The sequence below is a fragment of the Cupriavidus yeoncheonensis genome (genome assembly GCF_905397275.1).
GTDB lineage: Bacteria > Pseudomonadota > Gammaproteobacteria > Burkholderiales > Burkholderiaceae > Cupriavidus > Cupriavidus yeoncheonensis.
On sequence record NZ_CAJPUY010000002.1, the window covers coordinates 397,734 to 417,579 of the forward strand.

19 protein-coding genes and 1 tRNA gene are annotated in these 19,846 nt (G+C 66.0%); 9 read left to right on the forward strand and 11 right to left on the reverse strand.

The features are described from left to right. Positions 1 to 21: 21 nt before the first annotated feature. The 3 genes from KHO22_RS04110 to KHO22_RS04120 are packed head-to-tail and all read right to left on the reverse strand — an operon-like array spanning position 22 to position 3,324. The gene (locus KHO22_RS04110; RefSeq protein WP_211945821.1) at positions 22 to 2,109 is read right to left on the reverse strand and encodes a sensor histidine kinase; all 2,088 of its coding nucleotides are present in this window, start codon (positions 2,107 to 2,109) and stop codon (positions 22 to 24) included. After that, a complete protein-coding gene (locus KHO22_RS04115) occupies positions 2,106 to 2,369 on the reverse strand; it encodes a PP0621 family protein (protein ID WP_211945822.1) in 264 nt (87 codons plus the stop codon). The genes KHO22_RS04110 and KHO22_RS04115 overlap by 4 nt, the downstream gene beginning before the upstream one ends. Positions 2,370 to 2,376: 7 nt before the next feature. After that, complete coding sequence (locus KHO22_RS04120; RefSeq protein ID WP_211945823.1) at positions 2,377 to 3,324, reverse strand: cytochrome C assembly family protein; 948 nt, start codon at positions 3,322 to 3,324, stop codon at positions 2,377 to 2,379. 93 nt (positions 3,325 to 3,417) lie between these two features. Here KHO22_RS04120 and ffh point away from each other — a divergent pair, with 93 nt between their 5' ends. Beyond that, a complete protein-coding gene (ffh, locus tag KHO22_RS04125; protein WP_211945824.1) occupies positions 3,418 to 4,809 on the forward strand; it encodes a signal recognition particle protein in 1,392 nt (463 codons plus the stop codon). Positions 4,810 to 4,867: 58 nt separating this feature from the next. Beyond that, complete coding sequence (locus tag KHO22_RS04130; RefSeq protein WP_211945825.1) at positions 4,868 to 5,410, forward strand: hypoxanthine-guanine phosphoribosyltransferase; 543 nt, start codon at positions 4,868 to 4,870, stop codon at positions 5,408 to 5,410. Positions 5,411 to 5,416: 6 nt separating this feature from the next. Here KHO22_RS04130 and KHO22_RS04135 read toward each other — a convergent pair whose 3' ends face one another. The 4 genes from KHO22_RS04135 to KHO22_RS04150 all read right to left on the reverse strand — a co-directional run bounded on the left by KHO22_RS04135 (position 5,417) and on the right by KHO22_RS04150 (position 9,489). Further along, positions 5,417 to 6,043: a LysE family translocator gene (locus tag KHO22_RS04135; protein WP_211945826.1), complete on the reverse strand. Its 627-nt coding sequence runs from the start codon at positions 6,041 to 6,043 to the stop codon at positions 5,417 to 5,419. A gap of 125 nt (positions 6,044 to 6,168) precedes the next feature. Next, positions 6,169 to 7,041: a 2OG-Fe(II) oxygenase gene (locus KHO22_RS04140; RefSeq protein WP_211945827.1), complete on the reverse strand. Its 873-nt coding sequence runs from the start codon at positions 7,039 to 7,041 to the stop codon at positions 6,169 to 6,171. Next, on the reverse strand, positions 7,038 to 7,763 hold the full coding sequence (locus tag KHO22_RS04145; RefSeq protein ID WP_211945828.1) for a lytic transglycosylase domain-containing protein: 726 nt from the start codon (positions 7,761 to 7,763) through the stop codon (positions 7,038 to 7,040). Before KHO22_RS04145 ends, KHO22_RS04140 begins: the two co-directional genes overlap by 4 nt. Positions 7,764 to 7,767: 4 nt before the next feature. Further along, positions 7,768 to 9,489 (reverse strand): proline--tRNA ligase, encoded by a 1,722-nt coding sequence (locus KHO22_RS04150; protein ID WP_211945829.1) that lies wholly within the window; start codon positions 9,487 to 9,489, stop codon positions 7,768 to 7,770. Positions 9,490 to 9,682: 193 nt separating this feature from the next. Here KHO22_RS04150 and KHO22_RS04155 point away from each other — a divergent pair, with 193 nt between their 5' ends. Both KHO22_RS04155 and KHO22_RS04160 read left to right on the forward strand, forming a co-directional pair. Continuing rightward, positions 9,683 to 10,327 carry an RNA pyrophosphohydrolase gene (locus KHO22_RS04155; protein ID WP_211945830.1) on the forward strand — a complete coding sequence of 215 codons (645 nt, stop codon included), beginning with the start codon at positions 9,683 to 9,685 and terminating at the stop codon, positions 10,325 to 10,327. Next, positions 10,327 to 10,908, forward strand: a complete 582-nt coding sequence (locus KHO22_RS04160) for a CNP1-like family protein (protein WP_211945831.1) — start codon at positions 10,327 to 10,329, stop codon at positions 10,906 to 10,908. Before KHO22_RS04155 ends, KHO22_RS04160 begins: the two co-directional genes overlap by 1 nt. Positions 10,909 to 10,981: 73 nt before the next feature. On the opposite strand, the gene proB is transcribed toward KHO22_RS04160, so the two are convergent. From proB to rplU, 4 genes are all read right to left on the reverse strand, one after another. Then, positions 10,982 to 12,100: a glutamate 5-kinase gene (proB, locus tag KHO22_RS04165; protein WP_211945832.1), complete on the reverse strand. Its 1,119-nt coding sequence runs from the start codon at positions 12,098 to 12,100 to the stop codon at positions 10,982 to 10,984. Between the two features lie 81 nt (positions 12,101 to 12,181). Continuing rightward, positions 12,182 to 13,279 carry a GTPase ObgE gene (gene obgE / locus KHO22_RS04170; RefSeq protein WP_211945833.1) on the reverse strand — a complete coding sequence of 366 codons (1,098 nt, stop codon included), beginning with the start codon at positions 13,277 to 13,279 and terminating at the stop codon, positions 12,182 to 12,184. Between the two features lie 113 nt (positions 13,280 to 13,392). Beyond that, positions 13,393 to 13,653: a 50S ribosomal protein L27 gene (gene rpmA / locus KHO22_RS04175; RefSeq protein ID WP_010814747.1), complete on the reverse strand. Its 261-nt coding sequence runs from the start codon at positions 13,651 to 13,653 to the stop codon at positions 13,393 to 13,395. A 39-nt stretch (positions 13,654 to 13,692) separates the two neighbouring features. After that, entirely contained in the window at positions 13,693 to 14,004 is a 312-nt protein-coding gene (gene rplU, locus KHO22_RS04180) for a 50S ribosomal protein L21 (RefSeq protein WP_011299103.1), read from the reverse strand. Between the two features lie 495 nt (positions 14,005 to 14,499). Between rplU and ispB the strand changes: the two genes are divergently transcribed. From ispB to KHO22_RS04205, 5 genes are all read left to right on the forward strand, one after another. After that, on the forward strand, positions 14,500 to 15,429 hold the full coding sequence (gene ispB / locus KHO22_RS04185) for an octaprenyl diphosphate synthase (protein ID WP_211945900.1): 930 nt from the start codon (positions 14,500 to 14,502) through the stop codon (positions 15,427 to 15,429). Between the two features lie 93 nt (positions 15,430 to 15,522). Next, a tRNA-Pro gene (locus tag KHO22_RS04190) sits at positions 15,523 to 15,599 on the forward strand. Between the two features lie 275 nt (positions 15,600 to 15,874). Further along, the gene (pilB, locus tag KHO22_RS04195; protein ID WP_211945834.1) at positions 15,875 to 17,602 is read left to right on the forward strand and encodes a type IV-A pilus assembly ATPase PilB; all 1,728 of its coding nucleotides are present in this window, start codon (positions 15,875 to 15,877) and stop codon (positions 17,600 to 17,602) included. Positions 17,603 to 17,633: 31 nt separating this feature from the next. Continuing rightward, positions 17,634 to 18,899, forward strand: coding sequence for a type II secretion system F family protein (locus KHO22_RS04200; protein WP_211945835.1), 1,266 nt, complete (start codon positions 17,634 to 17,636; stop codon positions 18,897 to 18,899). 3 nt (positions 18,900 to 18,902) lie between these two features. Beyond that, positions 18,903 to 19,790 carry a prepilin peptidase gene (locus KHO22_RS04205; protein ID WP_211945836.1) on the forward strand — a complete coding sequence of 296 codons (888 nt, stop codon included), beginning with the start codon at positions 18,903 to 18,905 and terminating at the stop codon, positions 19,788 to 19,790. Positions 19,791 to 19,846: the final 56 nt, after the last annotated feature.

The following is a 19,846-nucleotide window of genomic DNA, read 5'->3' on the forward strand; positions in this document are numbered from 1 at the left end:
CGGCGTGTCAGGTGCGGAAGTTCAGTGGATCTGCGTGTCTGCCAGGGCCGCATCGCCGGTGTCGATGCGCAGTGTCAGCACGAAGGCCTTGGCGGGCAGTGTATCGCGCGGGGCAGCCAGCAGGCCGGTGCGCGCGAGCAGGTCATCAAGCGCGATGGTGCCGTAGCGGACCTGCGCGTCATTGGCGCCGCACAGCTCGCGCGCCATGAACAGGCCCAGCCCGGTGCCCTGCGCATGGCTGGTGAAGAACGGCTCGAACAGGCTGCGCTGGTGTTCGCGCGGAATCTCGGTGCCGTCGTTCCAGACGATCAGCTCGGCATGGTGCTGGTCCAGCGCATGCGCGCGCAGGCGGATGGCGCCCGGCAGGCGGCTGCAGTAGCGCCATGCGTTGTCGAGGAGGTTGCCGAGCACCTGCTGGAGCTGCGAGGTGTCGAAGACGACCGGCTGCGCCACGTCGACCGTGACGCGGACGGCATTCGGGTTGATCTCGCCGCGGCCCGGCTGGTGCGTGTCGCCGGCGCGCGGCCGGCGCGAGCGCATTGCCAGGCGCCAGCGCTCGACGATCTCGGGCAGCGCCTGCGCAAGCTGCGCGGTGCTGCGGCCGGTGCGCGGGCGGCGCGAAAGCTGCAGCACGTCGGACACGACCTGGTCCAGCCGACGCACGTTGTCATGGATGATGCGCAGCAGGCGCGCATCGACATCCGATTCCACGCCACCGCCATCGCCTGCGCGCGCGCCGTCGCCAAGCAGTTCACTGGCCTGGCTGATGGCCGCCAGCGGGTTGCGTATCTGGTGCGCGATGCTGGCCACCAGCCGGCCCATGGCGGCGAGCTTTTCCTGCTGGACCTGCTCGGCAATGCGTTCCCAGCTTTCGATATGGACCAGCACGGTGTCGCGCATCTCGCTGCGCAGCAGCGCCTCGTCGTCGGGCGACCAGGCCATGGCTTCCTGCTGGGCGATGGCCAGGCGCAGGCGCGCCGCGACCTCGGGCGTCAACTCGTTCCAGGCGGCGGTGTCCAGGCTGGACGGCAGGGTCGAGGTGCTGGCAATGGTATTGCGCAGCCCGGCCAGGCCCGGCAGCACGAAGCGCAGGCGCAGCCGCGTGTGCAGATTGCCGCCGCCCGGCGGCGCCGAGCGCGAGACGATGGGCAGCAGTTGCAGGATGCGCGGCACATCATCCTTGCTGCGCACCCAGTCGCGCAGCATTTCCATGAGCGGCTGCAGGCGCGGGATGCGGCGCAGGTCGAACAGCGCGGCCTGGCCGCCCTCCACGCCCACGCCCTCGCGGGTACCGCGCGAATAGACGCGTTCGTGCGGTTGCACGCCCAGCAGCACCACGGCGGCGGGGTTGGCCGCCACCACCATGCCGTTTGCACGCACCAGCATCACGCCGTCCTGCATGTCGTTGACCATCAGCCGGTTGACGAGCTGCTGCAGCCGCAGCTCCTGCTCGCGCGCGAGCGCCAGCTTTTCCTGCGCCACCTGGCGGTACGCCAGCATGTACATCAGCAGCGCCGCGATCATGAACACCAGCCCGTACAGGCCGGAGCCGAGCAGGCCACCATCCGCCTGACGCTGCAGGATGGTCTGCATGAACGGGTGCGCCATGACCACCAGCGCCGAGACCGAGGCGGCAAACAGCGCGAACAGCAGGCTGGTGAGCGCGCCGGCTTCGAGCGCCGGCAGCAGGAAGATCATCGCGAGCCCGTCGGCATGGCCGTTGCGGCCGAGCGCCTCGTAGATCAGGCCGAGCATGGCCAGGTCGGCCAGCACCTGCAGCCGCACGCGCAGGTGGAAGCGTCGCCGCCACAGCGTGCCGGCCAGCATGGCCAGCGCGATGCCGAGGTAGGGCAAGGCCAGCTGCATGGCCGCCGTCTTGTGGGCGGGCAACACCATCTGGAACGGCAGCACCAGCGACACGCCATGCGGCTCGGTGCTTCGCTGCATGATGGTGAAAGCGAGCAGCAGCAGGCCCACGGCCACGCGGGTCCAGCAGAAATAGCGCAGCAGGCGCCAGTGGAAGTCAGGCGGCTCGGGCTGGCGCCACAGTTGCGCAAAGCCGGGCCACGCGGCGAGCCGGGCGGTGTTCGTCGGCCGCGCCGTGATCATGCGCGGTCGCCGCTGTCGTCCGGCAGGTGGCTGCGCCGGCAATAGTGCAGGCCGCGCCAGGCAATGGCTTCGCTGCGCGGCAGGTGCACGCCGCAGTGGGCGCACTGGACCATGGCCTCGGCGCTGCCTTTGTCCGGTGCGTTGGCCGGGCGGGATGTGCGCGATGTGCGGGCGGCTTGGTCATGGCGGGCTTCGGCGCGGGACCGCAGCCACCAGAAGACCCCCAGCACCACGGCCAGCAGGATGAGGATTCTTGCCATGGCGGTCTCAGAGGCGGTGCAGGATCACTTCGATCACGAAGCGGCTGCCGACGTAGGCCAGCAGCAGGATGCCGAACGACGCAATGACCCAGCGCAGCGCCACGCGGCCACGCCAGCCGCGAAAATGCCGCCCGGCGAGGATGCCGCCGAACATGGCCCACGAAATGAAGGCGAACACGGTCTTGTGGTCGAGCCGGAAGGCGCGGCCGAACAGCTCCTCGGAGAACAGCAGGCCGGAGCCGATGGTCAGCGTCAGCAGCACGAAGCCCGCGCCGATCAGGCGGAACAGCAGCTTTTCCAGCGTCAGCAGCGGCGGCAGCAGGTCCAGCCAGCGGCCCAGCCACTGCTCGGCCGGACCCTTGGACTTGATGTTGCCGGGGCGCGACGGCGCGTGCTTGAAGCCGTGCAGGCGGCGCTCGGCCAGCAGCATCAGGAAGGCGTGGAAGGCTGCCAGCGTGAACAGGCCATAGGCCACGTTGGCAATGATGAAATGCAGCTTGAACAGCGGCCGCGCGGCGTAGCCCAGTATCTGCGAGCCCGGGAACGCCAGCGGCATCAGGCTGGCGACGAGCGCCACCGGGATCACGATCAGCCCCAGTCCGGCCAGAGAGAAGAAGAAGCTCTCGATCCAGTAGATGCCCACGCCCAGCCACAGCATGGCCGACAGCGCGAAGGCGAAGCCGAACATCATGTGGTCGGCCGGGAAAATGGTTTCGTGCAGCAGCATGCCGTGGCTGGCCAGCACGCCCGCCATCAGCAGGTGCCACCAGCCGGGCTGGGCGTCGGCGCGGCCCGATGCGCTGCCCGCTGGCCCGCCGTTGGCGGTCAGCACGGCCGAGGCCGCGCCGCCGGCCTGGCTGCCGGTCGCGGCAAGCCGCGGATTGCGCGTGGCCCAGCCGTGGAAAGCCAGGCCGCAATAGAGAAGTGCCGTCAGGGCATACAGTACAATGACCATTTGCGCAGTTTACCTTAGTGCCCCCTGCCGGTGGCGGGCGGCTGATCCGGTAACAGAGGCCGCAACACAGCCCTTTCTTCCCCCATTCCTGCCATGCTGGACAATCTCACTCAACGCCTGGCGCGGGTCGTCAAGACCATGCGCGGCGAGGCCCGTCTGACCGAGGCCAATACCGCCGAAATGCTGCGCGAAGTGCGCCTGGCCATGCTCGAGGCTGACGTGGCCTTGCCGGTCGTGCGCGAGTTCATCGCCCGCGTCAAGGAAAAGGCATTGGGCGAGGATGTCGTCGCCAGCCTGACCCCGGGCCAGGCGCTGGTCGGCGTGGTGCAGCGCGAGCTCACCGCGGTGATCGGCGGCGAGGAAGCCGTGACCGGCGCCAAGAGCGCCGAGCTGAACCTGGCCGTGCAGCCGCCCGCGATCATCCTGATGGCCGGCCTGCAGGGCGCCGGCAAGACCACCACCGTCGGCAAGCTGGCCAAGTGGCTCAAAGAGAACAAAAAGAAGAAGGTGCTGACGGTTTCGTGCGACGTATACCGCCCCGCCGCTATCGCCCAGCTGAAGACGGTGTCCGAACAGGTTGGCGCCGAGTTCTTCCCGTCCCAGCCCGACCAGAAGCCGGTGGACATCGCCCGCGCGGCGGTGGACTGGGCGCGCAAGCACTACCACGACGTGCTGATCGTCGATACCGCGGGCCGCCTGGGTATCGACGAGGCGATGATGCAGGAAATCGCCGCGCTGCACGCCGAACTGAAGCCGGCCGAGACCCTGTTCGTGGTCGATGCCATGCTCGGCCAGGACGCGGTCAACACGGCCAAGGCCTTCAATGACACCCTGCCGCTGACCGGCGTGGTGCTGACCAAGCTGGACGGCGATGCGCGCGGCGGTGCCGCGCTGTCGGTGCGCCACATCACCGGCCGGCCGATCAAGTTTGTCGGCGTCGGCGAAAAGCTCGACGGCCTGGAGCCGTTCTATCCCGAGCGCATGGCCCAGCGTATCCTGGGCATGGGCGACATCCTCGCGCTGGTCGAGGAAGCCCAGCGCGGCGTGGACATGGACGCCGCCGAGAAGCTGGCCAAGAAGATCAAGAAGACCGGCGGCTTCGACCTGGAAGACTTCAAGGCCCAGATCGGCCAGATGAAGAAAATGGGCGGCCTGGGCAGCCTGGTGGACAAGCTGCCGGCGCAGTTCGCGCAGCAGGCGCAGGGCGCCAATATGGATCAGGCGGAAAAGCAGGTGCGCCGCATGGAAGGCATCATCAACAGCATGACGGCGGCCGAGCGCGCCAAGCCCGAGCTGATCAAGGCCAGCCGCAAGCGCCGCATTGCCGCGGGCGCGGGCGTGCCGGTGCAGGAGGTGAACCGCCTGCTGAACCAGTTCGACCAGATGCAAGGCATGATGAAGAAGCTCAAGGGCGGCGGCATGATGAAGATGATGCGCCAGATGGGCGCGATGAAGGGCGGCATGAAGGGCCTGTTCAACCGCTGAACCGGCCCCGCCTCACCCCCTTCTTCCCCCGCAAAGAGACAAGAACAGGAAAGACACCATGATGACCGCTGAACAGGCCCGCGAACTGTGGTCCAACTCCGAGGAAATCGTCAGCGCTGAAGAAGTCCAGGCTTCGCTGGACCGCATGGCGAAGGACATCACCGAGAAGATGGGCGATGCCTTCCCGCTGGTGCTGTCCGTGATGGGTGGCGCGGTGGTCTTCACCGGCATGCTGCTGCCCAAGCTGCAGTTCCCGCTGGAATTCGACTACATCCACCTGTCCCGCTACAACAACAAGACCGTCGGCGGCGAGATGCAATGGCGCGTGGCCCCGCGCGAGTCGGTCAAGGACCGCGTGGTGCTGGTGCTGGACGACATCCTGGATGAAGGCGAAACCATGGCGGCGATCCGCCAGCGCATCATGGACATGGGCGCGAAGGAATTCCACGCCGCCGTGCTGTGCGAAAAGACGCTGACCAAGCTCAAGCCGATGCACCCGGATTTCTGCGGGTTCCAGGTGCCGGACCGGTATGTGTTTGGTTGCGGGATGGATGCCAAGGGATACTGGCGGAACCTGGGAACGATCCGGGCGCTGATGTAAGCGCCGTCAGCCGGCGTGGTGCGCCCCCAGGATCGGCCACAACGACGCCAGCAGCAGCAACGCCATCCCGACATTGAACACGCGCAGCACCCGCGGCTGCGCCAGCCAGCGGCGCAGGGCCGAGCCGAATACGGCCCACATCGCCACGCTCGGCAGGTTGATGACGGCGAAGATGCCGGCCAGCATCAGCACGTTCAGCCACACATTGCCGTGCAGCACATAGGTGCTGCATGCGCCCACCGCCATCACCCACGCCTTGGGGTTGACCCACTGGAACGCCGCCGCCTTCAGAAAACCCATCGGGCGCGCGACCTGGCGGTCCTGCACGCCGCCCGAGGTGGCGAGCTTCCAAGCCAGCCAGACCAGGTAGGCCCCGGCCACCACGCGCAGCACCTGCCAGGTCCACGGCCAGTGGGAAAACATCGAACCAAGACCCAGCCCGACCAGCGCGACCATCAGCGCAAACCCGCCGCTGATGCCGAGCAGGTGCGGAATGGTCCGCGCAAAGCCGAAGTTCACCCCCGAGGCCAGCACCATGGTGTTGTTGGGGCCGGGCGTGATGGAGGACACCAGCGCGAACGCCGAGAACGCAAGGAAGACACCGGAACCGGCGACAAGGTCGGGAAAAGCCATGGCAGACACACCAGAAGAAACAGGGGAATGCTGCCAGTCTAGTCACAGCGAACAGTACAGTACCGGTACAGTTTGCCGGAATTCTGCCGTGACGGAATGCCGTGGTCTTGCGGGACAGTCTCTGCTCAGTGGCGGTATGGGCGCTCGCGCAGCCATTTGGTGGCAATCCACTTCTCGCCCGTTTCCACCGGCAGGCCGGCGTGCAGGGTGCGCTCGTCCAGCTTGCCTTCGGGCAGCAGGTAGCTGAAGTACACAGCGTTGCCCTTGACCGGCGCCACTTCCAGGCCGATGCGCGGAAACGCCGTGGCGCCGCCCGCCTGCGGCGTGTTCAGGTAGATCACCAGCGTAGCGATGCGCTGCCCGCCCACGCGAAGCTGGCGCGCCTCGCCCGGGCGGTTCGGATTGAAGAAATCGAAATGCGGCTGGTATTCGCCGCCGGGCTTGTAGTTGAGGATTTGCAGGCCCTCGCCGTGATCGGCGGGCACGCCCGTCACCCGGGCGATGCGGCTCTCGATGCGCTCGAGCAGCGGATGCTCGCCGACCTGGAACATGGCGCCCATGCTGGTGCGCGCGTCGATCAGGTTCTCGTCGCCGGTATCGGGATTGATGACCGGCGAACGCGCCAGCCGTCCACGCGCAAGATCGACCAGCGCATCGCACTCGGCATCGCTGAGCAGCTGTTGATACAGGCGGATGGCGGGTGCCTGCAGCGAGAACAGTATGGGGACCTCGCCCTCGCCTTGGCGCTGGCGCTGGGGAGGGCTGGCAACCGCTGCGCGCGTTGCAGCCGGCGTGGCCGGCCCAGCACGCCGGTGCCCCATGGCCGTGGCCACCGCGGCGCGGGCAAAGGTGGCGTTATAGCCGGAGCGCAGCATGGACAGTACCAGCGACTCGGCGCCAAACCCTTCGGCGATATGCCGCGCCAGCCAGCGTTCCAGTTCCGGCGACGAGGTGGCGTAGCCCGGCGTACCCACGGCCGGGCGCGTGTCGGTGGTCATGACGGGTTGGCCAGGCGCTGCGGCGAGAACGGGTTGCGCGCCGGTGCCTCGGGCAGCAGCTTGCGCGGTCGGGCCGGGGCGATTTCCGGATCGCCCGCGACGGTGACCGTGGCCTCTGAATACTGCCAGCGCTTCCACGCGGCCAACACCGCGTTCGGGTATTCCGGACGGCCGCGGCTGCCGTTATAGCGCCCCAGCGCCAGGAACAGGTCGCCCTGCTCGCGGTCCAGGTAGTGGCGCAGGATGGTGCAGCCGTAGCGCAGGTTGCTTTGCAGGTGGAACAGCTTGCGCGGGTCACTGTCGCCGATCGTGCGGACCCAGAACGGCATCACCTGCATCAGCCCGCGCGCGCCGACCGAGCTGATCGCGTACTTGCGGAAATTGCTCTCCACCTGCACCAGGCCCAGCACCAGCGCAGGCTCCAGCCCGGCGCGCTTGGCTTCGTAGTACGCGGTTTCGATCAGCTCCACGCGCATCTGCGGCTCGGGGATGCGCGCTTCGAGCCGGTGCGACATCTCGCCAAGCCACTTGAGATAGGCCAGGCGTTCGCCGCCCGTGGCGAACACGGGCCGTACCGGGCGCGAGTCGGCAATGGCTGCCGCCAGCGCGCCGCGCACCGAGTCGGCCAGGTCCTCTTCCTTTTGCGCGCCGGCCTGCGCGGTGGCGGCGGCAAGGGCCAGCAGCAGGCTGCCGGCCGTGCGAACCAGACGGGCCGCGCGCATGGGCTTACTTGCCGATCTGGCTGCGTACATGGCCGACGACGTCAGCCACGGCCACCTGGGTCGCCTGGGCATCGCGGCGGCCCTGGTATTCGACCTTGCCTTCCTTCAGGCCACGGTCGCCCACCACCACGCGGTGCGGTACGCCGATCAGCTCCCAGTCGGCGAACATCACGCCCGGACGCTCGCCACGGTCGTCGAGGATGACGTCGGCACCGGCGGCCAGCAGTTCGGCGTGGATGCGGTCGGCCTCGGCCTTGACGGCTTCGGAGCGGTCATAGCCGACCGGGCAGACCACCACCTCGAACGGGGCGATGGCGGCGGGCCAGATGATGCCGCGCTCGTCGAAGTTCTGCTCGATCGCGGCGCCCAGGATACGGGTGACGCCGATGCCGTAGCAGCCCATCTGCATCGGCTGGGTCTTGCCGTTCTCGTCCAGGAAGGTGGCGCTCATGGACTCGGAGTAACGCGTGCCGAGCATGAACACATGGCCGACTTCGATGCCGCGGCAGATTTCCAGCGTGCCCTTGCCGTCCGGCGAGGCATCGCCGGCGACCACGTTGCGCAGGTCGGCGACGACGGGCTCGGGCAGGTCGCGGCCCCAGTTGACGCCGGTGTAGTGGTAGTCGCGGTAGTTGGCGCCGCAGCAGAAGTCGCTCATGTTGGCGACGGTGCGGTCGGCCACGACCTTGACCGGCTTCTTCATGTCGATCGGGCCCAGGTAGCCCGGGGGGGACCCGAAGGCGTCGACGATCTCGTTTTCGGTGGCGAAGCGAAAATCGACCAGGCCCGGCACCTTGGATGCCTTGACCTCGTTCAGCTCATGATCGCCGCGGATCAGCAGCAGCCAGATCTCGGCGCCGGCTTCGGTGTCCTTGGCCAGCACGATCGACTTGACGGTGCGCTCGAGCGGGATGCCCAGGAACTCGGCTACGTGCTCGCACTTGGCCTTTTCGGGGGTGAAGGTCTTTTCCAGCGCCTGGGCCGGCGCGGCACGTTCGGCCAGCAGCGGCAGCGCCTCGGCGGCCTCCATATTGGCGGCGTAGTCGGACGTCGGGCAGTAGACGATGGCGTCTTCGCCGGTGTCGGCGATCACGTGGAACTCATGCGAGCCCGAACCGCCGATGGCGCCGTTGTCGGCCGCCACAGCACGGAATTCCAGGCCGAAGCGCTGGAAAATGCGCACATAGGCGTCGTACATGTTCTGGTACGACTGCTTCAGGCCTTCCGCGTCGCGGTCGAAGGAATACGCGTCCTTCATCGTGAATTCACGGCCGCGCATGATGCCGAAGCGCGGACGGCGCTCGTCGCGGAACTTGGTCTGGATCTGGTAGAAATTGACCGGCAGCTGCTTGTAGCTGCGGATTTCGGAGCGGGCGATGTCCGTCACCACTTCCTCGGACGTCGGCTGCACGGCGAAATCGCGCTCGTGGCGGTCCTTCAGGCGCAGCAGTTCGGGGCCCATCTTGTCCCAGCGGCCGGTTTCCTGCCACAGCTCGGCCGGCTGGATCACGGGCATGGACAGTTCCACGGCGCCGGCGCGGTTCATTTCCTCGCGGACGATGTTTTCCACCTTGCGGATCGTGCGCAGGCCCACCGGCATGTAGTTGTAAATGCCGGCGCCGAGCTTCTTGATCATGCCCGCGCGCATCATCAGCTTGTGCGACACGATTTCCGCGTCGGCGGGGGCTTCTTTCAGGGTGGAAATGAAAAATTGCGAGGCTTTCATCCGAATGTCTTCTCTGGAAACCGGGAATCCCGGTGAATTGGCGGCAGCCAAGCCGCGCATAACCGACTGGAACGCGCCGGCAACTGCCTGAAACTGCCCTTCCCGCTCGGGGAAAACCAGCAGCACCCCGCCTGAGCCGGGCCGCGCGCATCCTTTATAATCGACGTAATTCTAAAGGATTCGAGGTGCAGTCATGCTCGATCGTGAAGGCTTTCGCCCGAACGTCGGCATCATCCTCATCAACGCACGAAACGAGGTTTTCTGGGGCAAGCGAATCGGCGAGCATTCCTGGCAGTTTCCGCAAGGTGGCATCAAGTATGGCGAAACGCCGGAACAGGCCATGTATCGCGAGCTGCATGAGGAGATCGGCCTGCTACCGGAGCACGTCAGGATCGTCGGTCGCACGCGCGACTGGTTGCGCTATGAGGTGCCGGACAAGTTCATCCGCCGCGAGATCCGCGGCCATTACAGAGGCCAGAAACAGATCTGGTTCCTGCTGCGCATGGCGGGCAGGGACTGTGACATCCACCTGCGTGCCACCGACCATCCTGAGTTCGATGCCTGGCGGTGGAGCGATTACTGGGTGCCGCTGGATGCGGTGATCGAGTTCAAGCGCGACGTCTACCAGCTTGCGCTGAGCGAGCTGTCGCGCTTCCTGAACCGCAACTCGCGCGTGCCGCTCAGTCCGTATGGCGTTCATCACGGTCGTCATGGCGGCGGGCAGCGCCGGCCGCCACAGGCCGCCATGGGCGTGCCCGTGGTGCCGGCCGAAGCGAGTGCAGCCGCAGATGACGCAGTTTTGCCGGCCGCGCCGGCTACCAACCCGACGGAGTCCTGATGAATCGTATTACCGGCCCGGGCCGCCGCGGCGGCCTGACCGCTGCCGGCCTGTTGCTCGCCGCCGCCTGCCTGGCGCTGGCGGGCTGCAAGACCACCGGCAAGGAAATGCCCGAAGAAGAATCCAAGTGGATCAATCCGTTCGAGCCGAAGACCTTCAAGGAGGAAGAGGCCAGCCTGCCGCCGCTGCCGCAGGATGCGAACCTGATCCCGTTCTCGGTCAATGGCACCGGTAACCTCACGTTCGAGGTGGACAGCAAGTCGGTGTCGGTCGGCGCGGACAAGGTGGTGCGCTTTACGGTGGTGATCAGCAGCGCCAGCGGCGCGCGCAATGTGAACTTCGAAGGCCTGCGCTGTGACGCGTTCGAGCGCAGGATCTACGCTACGCTGCCTTTTGGCGCCAAGGAATGGGAGCTCAACCGCGGCGATAACCGTGAAAGCTGGGTCCGCATGCAGACCAGCGCGCGCAACGCGTACGCGGCCACGCTGGCGACCGATTTCTTCTGCGAAGGCCGCACCGTGGCCGGTACGCCGGAAAAAATGGTCCGCGACCTGAAAGACAGCGCACCGCACAAGCGCTGAGTGGCGCCGGACTGAACGCAAAAGGGCGATGCCGAGGCATCGCCCTTTCTTCTTTTGGGCCGACTGATCAGGCTCAGACCAGCACCAGATTGTCCCGGTGGATCAGCTCGGGTTCGTTCAGGTGGCCCAGCACCGATTCGATCTCCGACGACGGCTTGCGTGCGATCAGCCGCGCCTCGGCGCTCGAATAGTTGGTGATGCCGCGCGCCACTTCGCGCCCGTCCGCGCCGACACAGGCAACCACCTCGCCACGCGCGAACTCGCCCTGCACTTCGACCACGCCGATCGGCAGCAGCGACTTGCCGCCGCTGGTCAGCTTTTCCACGGCGCCGGCATCGATTACCACGCGACCGCGCAGCTGCAAGTGATCCGCCATCCACTGCTTGCGCGCGGTCAGCCGTCCGGTCGGGGCCAGCAGTTGCGTGCCGATGGCTTCGCCCGCGGCCAGGCGTTCCAGCACGTTGGCCTCGCGGCCAGAAGCAATGGTGGTGTGCGCGCCGGACTTGGCCGCACGCTTGGCCGCCAGGATCTTGGTCAGCATGCCGCCGCGGCCGATGGACGTGCCGGCGCCCCCGGCCATCGCTTCCAGCTCGGGCGTACCGGCCAGCGCCTCGTCGACGAACTCGGCATTCGGGTCCTTGCGCGGATCGGCGGTGTAGAGCCCGCGCTGGTCGGTCAGGATGACCAGCGCATCGCCTTCGATCAGGTTGGTCACCAGCGCGCCCAGCGTGTCGTTGTCGCCGAACTTGATTTCGTCGGTGACCACGGTGTCGTTCTCGTTGATGATGGGCACCACGCCCAGCGAGAGCAGCGTCAGCAGCGTGGAACGCGCATTCAGGTAGCGTTCGCGGTCGGCCAGGTCGGCGTGGGTGAGCAGCACCTGCGCGGTGCGGATGCCATAGCGGCCGAACTGGCTTTCATAGACCTGCGCCAGGCCCATCTGGCCGACGGCGGCGGCGGCCTGCAGTTCGTGGATTTCACGCGGACGGCGCACCCAGCCCAGGCGCTGCATGCCTTCGGCAATGGCGCCGGAGCTGACCAGCACCACTTCCTTGCCGATCGAGCGCAGCCTGGCGATCTGCGCCGCCCAGCGCGCAATGGCGTCGTAGTCCAACCCCTTGCCGTCGTTGGTGACCAGGCTGGAGCCGACCTTCACGACGATACGTTTAGCCTGGGCAATGACCGATTGCATGGCGAGAAATCCTGTCTCCGGGGGCTGTTGCGTCCCCAATTGTGGTTCCTCGCCCCGCATGGGCGAGGGGAAAAGGCTGGCTTACTGCTCGTGACCTTCCTGGTCGACGTTGTGCCGGCGCTCGTCGAGCCGGATGTCCGGCTCGGCCAGGGCGGCGGCCTCTTCGGCCTTGATCGCGGCCAGGTGGTCCTTGATCGCATAGATCAGCTCGCGGCAGCCTTCGCCGGTGAGCGCCGAGATCTGGAAGACCGGGCCCTTCCACTTGTAGCGCTTGATGAAGTCCTTGGCGCGCGTGGCGCGCTCGTCCTCCGGCACCACGTCGAGCTTGTTCAGCACCAGCCAGCGCGGCTTGTCGTAGAGCGTTTCGTCGTACTTCTTGAGCTCGTTGACGATGGCCTTGGCTTCCGCCACCGGGTCCACCGCTTCATCGAACGGCGCCAGGTCGACGATATGCAGCAGCAGCCCGGTGCGCTGCAGGTGGCGCAGGAACTGGTGGCCCAGGCCGGCGCCCTCGGCCGCGCCCTCGATCAGGCCCGGAATGTCCGCCACCACGAACGACTGCTCGTGGTCGACGCGCACCACGCCCAGGTTCGGGTGCAGCGTGGTGAACGGATAGTCCGCCACCTTCGGGCGCGCGTTCGAGATATGCGAGATGAATGTCGACTTGCCCGCGTTGGGCATGCCCAGCAGGCCGACGTCGGCCAGCACCTTCAGCTCCAGCTTGAGCATGCGGCGCTCGCCGGGCTTGCCGTCCACCTGCTGGCGCGGCGCGCGGTTGGTACTGGACTTGAAATGCAGGTTGCCCCAGCCGCCCATGCCGCCTTCGGCCAGGCAGACCTTCTGGCCGTGCTCGGTCAGGTCGGCGATCAGTTCGCCCGTGTCCATATCGGCAATCAGCGTGCCGACCGGCATGCGCAGCGTGACGTCCTCGCCGGCGGCGCCGTAGCAGTCGGAGCCACGGCCGTTTTCGCCGTTCCGGGCCACGTGCTTCCTGGCGTAGCGGAAGTCGATCAGGGTATTGATGTTGCGGTCCGCCACGGCGAACACGCTGCCGCCCCGGCCGCCGTCGCCCCCATCCGGGCCACCGAAGGGCACAAACTTTTCGCGCCGGAACGAGGCGCTGCCATTGCCGCCGTTGCCGGCGATGGCTTCGATTCGGGCTTCGTCGATGAACTTCATAGTGGGTTTCCGTGGTGGACCGGGCTACCGACCGGCGTTGGCAACTCACATTGTCGCCAAAAATGAAAAAGCCCCGCAAGCATTGCGGGGCCTTCGTGCTGCAAAGGCTGTTATCAGGCCGCCGGAACGACGCTGACTTGCTGCTTCTTGGCAGGGCCCTTGACAGCGAATTGCACGTGGCCGTCGACCAGTGCAAACAGGGTGTGGTCCTTGCCCACGCCCACGTTGTCACCGGCGTGCACGCGGGTGCCGCGCTGGCGGATGATGATGCCGCCGGCGTTGATGGCCTGGCCACCAAACACCTTCACGCCCAGACGCTTCGATTCTGAATCACGGCCGTTCCGCGTGGAACCGCCGCCTTTTTTCTGTGCCATGTCTTACTCCTGTCGCTTTACCGGGTTACGTTCGAATGATCAGGCGTTGATCGCTTCGATGCGCAGCTCGGTGTAGTTCTGACGATGGCCTTGACGCTTCTGGTAGTGCTTGCGACGGCGCATCTTGAAGATCTTCACCTTGTCGTGACGACCTTGGGAGATAACGGTAGCTTTGACGGAAGCCCCGCTCACCAGCGGCGTACCAAACTTGATTTGGTCGCCGGCGCCCACTGCGAGCACCTGGTCGAGCGTGATTTCTGCGCCAATGTCTGCCGGTATCTGTTCTACTTTAAGTTTTTCGCCAGCAGCAACTTTGTATTGCTTGCCGCCGGTTTTTACGACCGCGTACATTGTCGAACCTCTCGGATGTGAATAAAACGCCGAATGCCGGCACTGAATGCTTGCGCGAACGCTGCTAGGCAGCCTGCGCACGCTTGTGCGGCCCGGTTATCTCCCGCCGGCCAACACCCGCAAAGCGGGCAAAACAACCGGAGGAAACCGAGAACTATAAACCAGGCTGGAGAAAAACGCAAAGAAAACAGGCACATAGCCTGTCCGGCGGCGCCTTGCGCACTTCGGCGCAAGCACGAATCAGGTCAGATCGGCCAGCAGGAAGCCCGCCAGTGCGGCAAACGCCACCCACCAGGCCATGCGGCGGGCACTGCGGCGGGACGTGGGCTTGTTCATGCCGGAATTATAGTCCGCGGCAGCCGCGCATCCCCCAAACGGGGACAGGCATTGGCATGAACCACGTTGGCATCGCATATAATCGTCCGGTTTTGCGTAACGGTGATCATCTTGACCCAGCCTTCCGCCACTGCCTTGCTTGCCCCGGTCGCTGCAGACATGCGCGCGGTCGATGCGGTCATCCGTCAACGGCTGTCTTCCGAAGTTCCCCTGATCGAGCAAATCGGTGAATACATCATCAGCGCCGGCGGCAAGCGCCTGCGCCCGGTGATCCTGCTGCTTGCGGCACGCGCCTTCGGCTACGACGGCCACCGCCACCATGAACTGGCCGCCGTCGTGGAGTTCATCCACACCGCCACGCTGCTGCATGACGACGTGGTCGATGAATCCGAGCTGCGCCGGGGCCGCGAGACCGCCAACGCGGTGTTCGGCAACGCCGCCAGCGTGCTGGTGGGCGACTTCCTCTATTCGCGCGCGTTCCAGATGATGGTCGATGCAGGCAGCATGCGCATCATGGAAATCCTCTCGAACGCGACCAACGTGATCGCCGAGGGTGAAGTGCTGCAGTTACTGAACATGCACGATCCCGACGTCACCATCGAGCGCTACCTGCAGGTGATCCGCTACAAGACGGCCAAGCTGTTCGAGGCTTCGGCCCAGCTTGGCGCCGTGCTCGCCGGCGCCGATGCCGCCACGGAAGAAGCGGCCGCCGAGTACGGCCGCCGCATCGGCACCGCGTTCCAGCTCATCGACGATATGCTGGACTACACCGCCAGCGCCGAGCAGATGGGCAAGAACGCCGGCGATGACCTGCGCGAGGGCAAGCCCACGCTGCCGCTGCTGCACCTGCTGGAGCACGGCACGCCGGAGCAGCGCGCGCTGGCGCGCGAAGCGATCGTGCAGGGCGGCACCGAGCATTTCGACGCGGTGTTCGCGGCCATCCATGCAAGCGGCGCGCTCGAGGTCACCTTCGAAGCCGCGCGCCGCGAGGCCGAGGCCGCCGAAAAAGCCGCCCAGCAATTTCCGCCGTCGGAGCTGAAGGACACGCTGATTGCGCTGTGCGCGTTCTCGCTGCAGCGGCAATCCTGAAACAGCCGCAGCCCTCTTCCCATTCGGTAGAAACGCTGCTAGACTTACGTTCTTTGCTGCTGACCGGCAACGGTGGGCAACGAAGACAAAATTCGGGGTGTAGCTTAGCCTGGTAGAGCGCTACGTTCGGGACGTAGAGGCCGGAGGTTCGAATCCTCTCACCCCGACCAGAATTCATGGCCACGCAGTTTTCGGCCAGCAAGAAGCCGCACAGCAATGTGCGGCTTTTTTGTTTCTTGCGCCGCCTCCATGGTGGCGCCAATCCCTTCCCCTCTCCCTGTCCTCCACACTCCCCGCGCCAGTAGGGTTGCGCCCGTGTCGCACAAATGCCGACATGGCCAGTTGTCGCCTTTACAAAAAGTGACCCCGGCGGCAAACTGCGCCGATCCGGGGGCCCATGGCCCCGACGGGCGCCCGCGGGTGCCTGCACCACCTGGTTCCTGCCATGACACTTGGTCTCGCCCTTGCACAGAGCCGTCGTATCGCGCCTGCGCTGCTCGCCCAGCTCGAACAGTCGGCACGCGACAAGAAGACGCAGCTGATCGACGAGATCGTTGGCAGCGGCACCATGACCGCGCACGATGTCGCGCTGTTTGCCGCCGACAAGTACCAGCTGCCGCTGCTCGACCTGACGCAGTACAACCTGAACAAGGTTCCGCCCGCGCTGGCGGGCAACCGCGAATTCCACGCCCATCGGCTGCTGCCGCTTGGCCGGCGCGAGAACCGCCTGGTAGTGGGGATCTCCGACCCGTCCAACCAGGACGGGCTCGACGCCATCAAGCAGAAGTACAACGTGCCGATCGACACCGTGGTGGTGGAGCACGACAAGCTGATGAAGCACGTGCGCTCCGCCGGGGAAGCGGCGGGCACGCTCAGGGACATCGCCCCGGGCACGCCCACCGCGCGCAAGCTGATCGAGTACGACCCGGTGGCCTCCGCGACTGCGCAGCGCAACCGCACCGCCACCAGCGACATCGACGATGCGCCGGTCGTGCGTTTCCTGCAGAAGCTGCTGACCGAGGCCTTCCACCGCGGCGCATCGGACCTTCACTTCGAGCCGTTCGAGACCTTCTACCGCATCCGCTTCCGCGTGGACGGGGTGCTGCAAGAGGTGGCACGCCCGCCGCTCGATATCCGCGACAAGGTCGCCACCCGCATCAAGGTGCTGTCGCGCCTGGACATCTCCGAAAAGCGCGTGCCGCAGGATGGCCGCATGAAGCTGCTGATCCCGCTGCCGCAGGGCAAGGATTCCAAGGAAATCGTCGAGAAGGCGGTGGACTTCCGCGTGTCGACGCTGCCTACGCTGTTCGGCGAGAAGATCGTGATGCGTATCCTGGAATCGTCGAGCGACAAGCTGGACATCGACCAGCTCGGCTACGAGCCCGAGCAGAAGGCGCTGCTGATGGAAACCATCAAGCGCCCATACGGCATGATCCTGGTCACCGGCCCCACCGGCAGCGGCAAGACCGTCTCGCTCTACACCTTCCTGAACCTGCTGAACCAGGGCGACATCAATATCTCGACGGCCGAAGACCCGGCCGAAATCCAGCTGCCCGGCATCAACCAGGTCAACGTCAACGACAAGGCCGGCCTGACCTTCGCCGCGGCGCTGCGCTCGTTCCTGCGCCAGGATCCGGACATCATCATGGTCGGCGAAATCCGCGACCTGGAAACCGCCGACATCTCGATCAAGGCCGCGCAGACCGGCCACCTGGTGCTGTCCACGCTGCACACCAACGATGCGCCGACCACGCTGACGCGCCTGATGAACATGGGCGTAGCGGCGTTCAATATCGCCTCCAGCGTGCTGCTGATCACGGCGCAGCGGCTGGCGCGGCGGCTGTGCACATGCAAGCGCGCGGGATCGATCCCGCACGAGGCGCTGCTCGAAGCGGGCTTCAAGGAACACCAGATCGACGGCAGCTGGCAGCCTTACCAACCGGTCGGTTGCGAGCGCTGCAATGGCAGCGGCTACAAGGGACGCTGCGGCATCTACCAGGTCATGCCGATCACCGAGGCCATGCAGCAGATCATCCTGTCACATGGCACGGCGCTGCAGATTGCCGAACAGGCCCGCCGCGATGGCGTGCTATCTTTGCGGGAAGCCGGCTTGCTGAAGGTCAAGCAGGGGGTCACGTCACTCGAAGAAGTGCTGGCCACAACGAATACGTAAAACAACAGACGTAAAATGTCGGGGGTCAAACATGGCAACGCGCGCACCAGCAGCGGGCGCACGGGCGGCAGTGCCGTCACGCGCGAAAGCAGGACGCAAGGCAGCTACCCAGTACATCTTTGAGTGGGAAGGCAAGGACCGCAAGGGCAAGACGTTCACCGGGGAACAGCGCGCCGAGAACCAGGCCGAGGTCACGGCGGCACTGCGCAAGCAGGGCCTCACCGTGGTCAAGATGAAAAAGCGCAAGGCGGCGCGCGGCAAGAAGATTACCGAGAAGGACATCGCGTACTTCACCCGCCAGCTCTCGACCATGCTCAAGGCGGGCATTCCGCTGCTGCAGTCGATCGACATCATCGCGCGCGGCCACGCCAACCCGAACTTCACGCAACTGCTTGCCGACATCCGCTTCGACATCGAGTCCGGCAGCAGCATGGCGCAGGCCTTCCGCCGCCACCCGCGCTATTTCGACACGCTGTACTGCAACCTGATCGATGCCGGCGAACAGGGCGGTATCCTCGACTCCCTGCTGGAGCGCCTGTCGCTCTACATGGAAAAGACCATCGCGCTGAAGAGCCAGATCAAGTCCGCGATGATCTACCCGATCGCGGTGCTGACCGTGGCCTTTGCCGTGACGGTGATCCTGATGCTGTTCGTGATCCCGGCCTTCAAGGGCGTGTTCTCGAGCTTCGGCGCCAACCTGCCGGCGCCCACGCTGGTGGTAATCGCGATCTCGGACTTCTTTGTCTCGTACTGGTACATCGTCATCGGCATACCGGTGGGCGCCATCTCCTTCTATTTACGGGCCCTGAAGAAGTCGGAGAAAGTCCAGCGCAGCACCGACCGCATCATGCTGAAGCTGCCCATCTTCGGCAGCCTGTTCCGCAAGGCCGTGATCGCACGCTGGACGCGTACGCTCGCCACCATGTTCGCCGCCGGCACGCCACTGGTCGAATCGATGGAATCCGTGGCGGGCGCCGCCGGCAACTGGGTCTACTACGACGCCACGCGCGAGATCGAACAGGCGGTGCGCATCGGTACCAGCCTGACCAACGCCATGCAGGCCACGCACGTGTTCGACAACATGGTGCTGCAGATGACCCAGATCGGCGAGGAGTCGGGCGCGCTCGACAATATGCTGCTCAAGGTGGCCGAGTTCTACGAACGCGAGGTCGATGACGCCGTGGCCGCCATTTCGAGCCTGATCGAGCCGCTGATCATCGTGGTGCTGGGCGTGCTCATCGGCGGCATGGTGGTCGCGATGTACCTGCCGATCTTCAAGCTGGGACAGGTGGTGTAATTGATGAATCCGGTATTCCCCGCCGGCGGCGCCCTTGTGCAACCGGCGCTGGCCGCGCTGCCGCCGTCGTTCCTGCTCGCGGCAGCGGCCATCCTCGGCCTGCTGGTGGGCAGCTTCCTCAACGTGGTGATCCACCGGATGCCGCGCATGATGGAGTATGACGAGGCCAACTACATCGCCGAACTGCGCGGCGATCCCCTGCCCTACCCCGAACGCTACAACCTGATGGTGCCGCGCTCGGCCTGCCCGCACTGCGGACATGCCATCGCCGCCTGGGAGAACATTCCCGTCATCAGCTATCTCTTCCTGCGCGGGCGCTGCTCGTCGTGCAAGGCGCCGATCAGCGTGCGCTACCCGCTGGTGGAACTGGCTTGCGGCGTGCTGAGCGCGCTGGCCGCCTGGCACTTCGGACCAACCTGGCAGGGCGTGGCCGCGCTGGTGCTGCTGTGGTCGCTGCTGGCGCTGACCATGATCGATGCCGATACGCAGCTTCTGCCCGACCAGATCACGCTGCCGCTGGTGTGGCTGGGGCTGCTGCTCAACCTGGGCGGGCTGTTCGTGCCGCTGGCCGATGCGGTGATCGGTGCCGTGGCCGGCTATCTGCTGCTGTGGTCCGCCTACTGGGCGTTCAAGCTGGTACGCGGCAAGGAAGGCATGGGCTATGGCGACTTCAAGCTGATGGCCGCGCTGGGCGCCTGGTTCGGCTGGCAGGCGCTGCCGACGCTGGTACTGCTGTCTTCGGTGGTCGGTGTGGTCTTTGGCGTGGCCAGCATCGCGCTGCGCCGCCAGGGCCGCGACACGCCTTTCCCGTTCGGCCCCTTCATTGCCGGCGCCGGCGTGCTGGTGCTGTTCTTCGGGCCGGGCATGCTGCCGCTGCTGCCGACGCCTTGAGTGGCGGCCTGCGCCGCACCAAGCTGGTATTGTTCGGGCATTGCACCCACGGAACC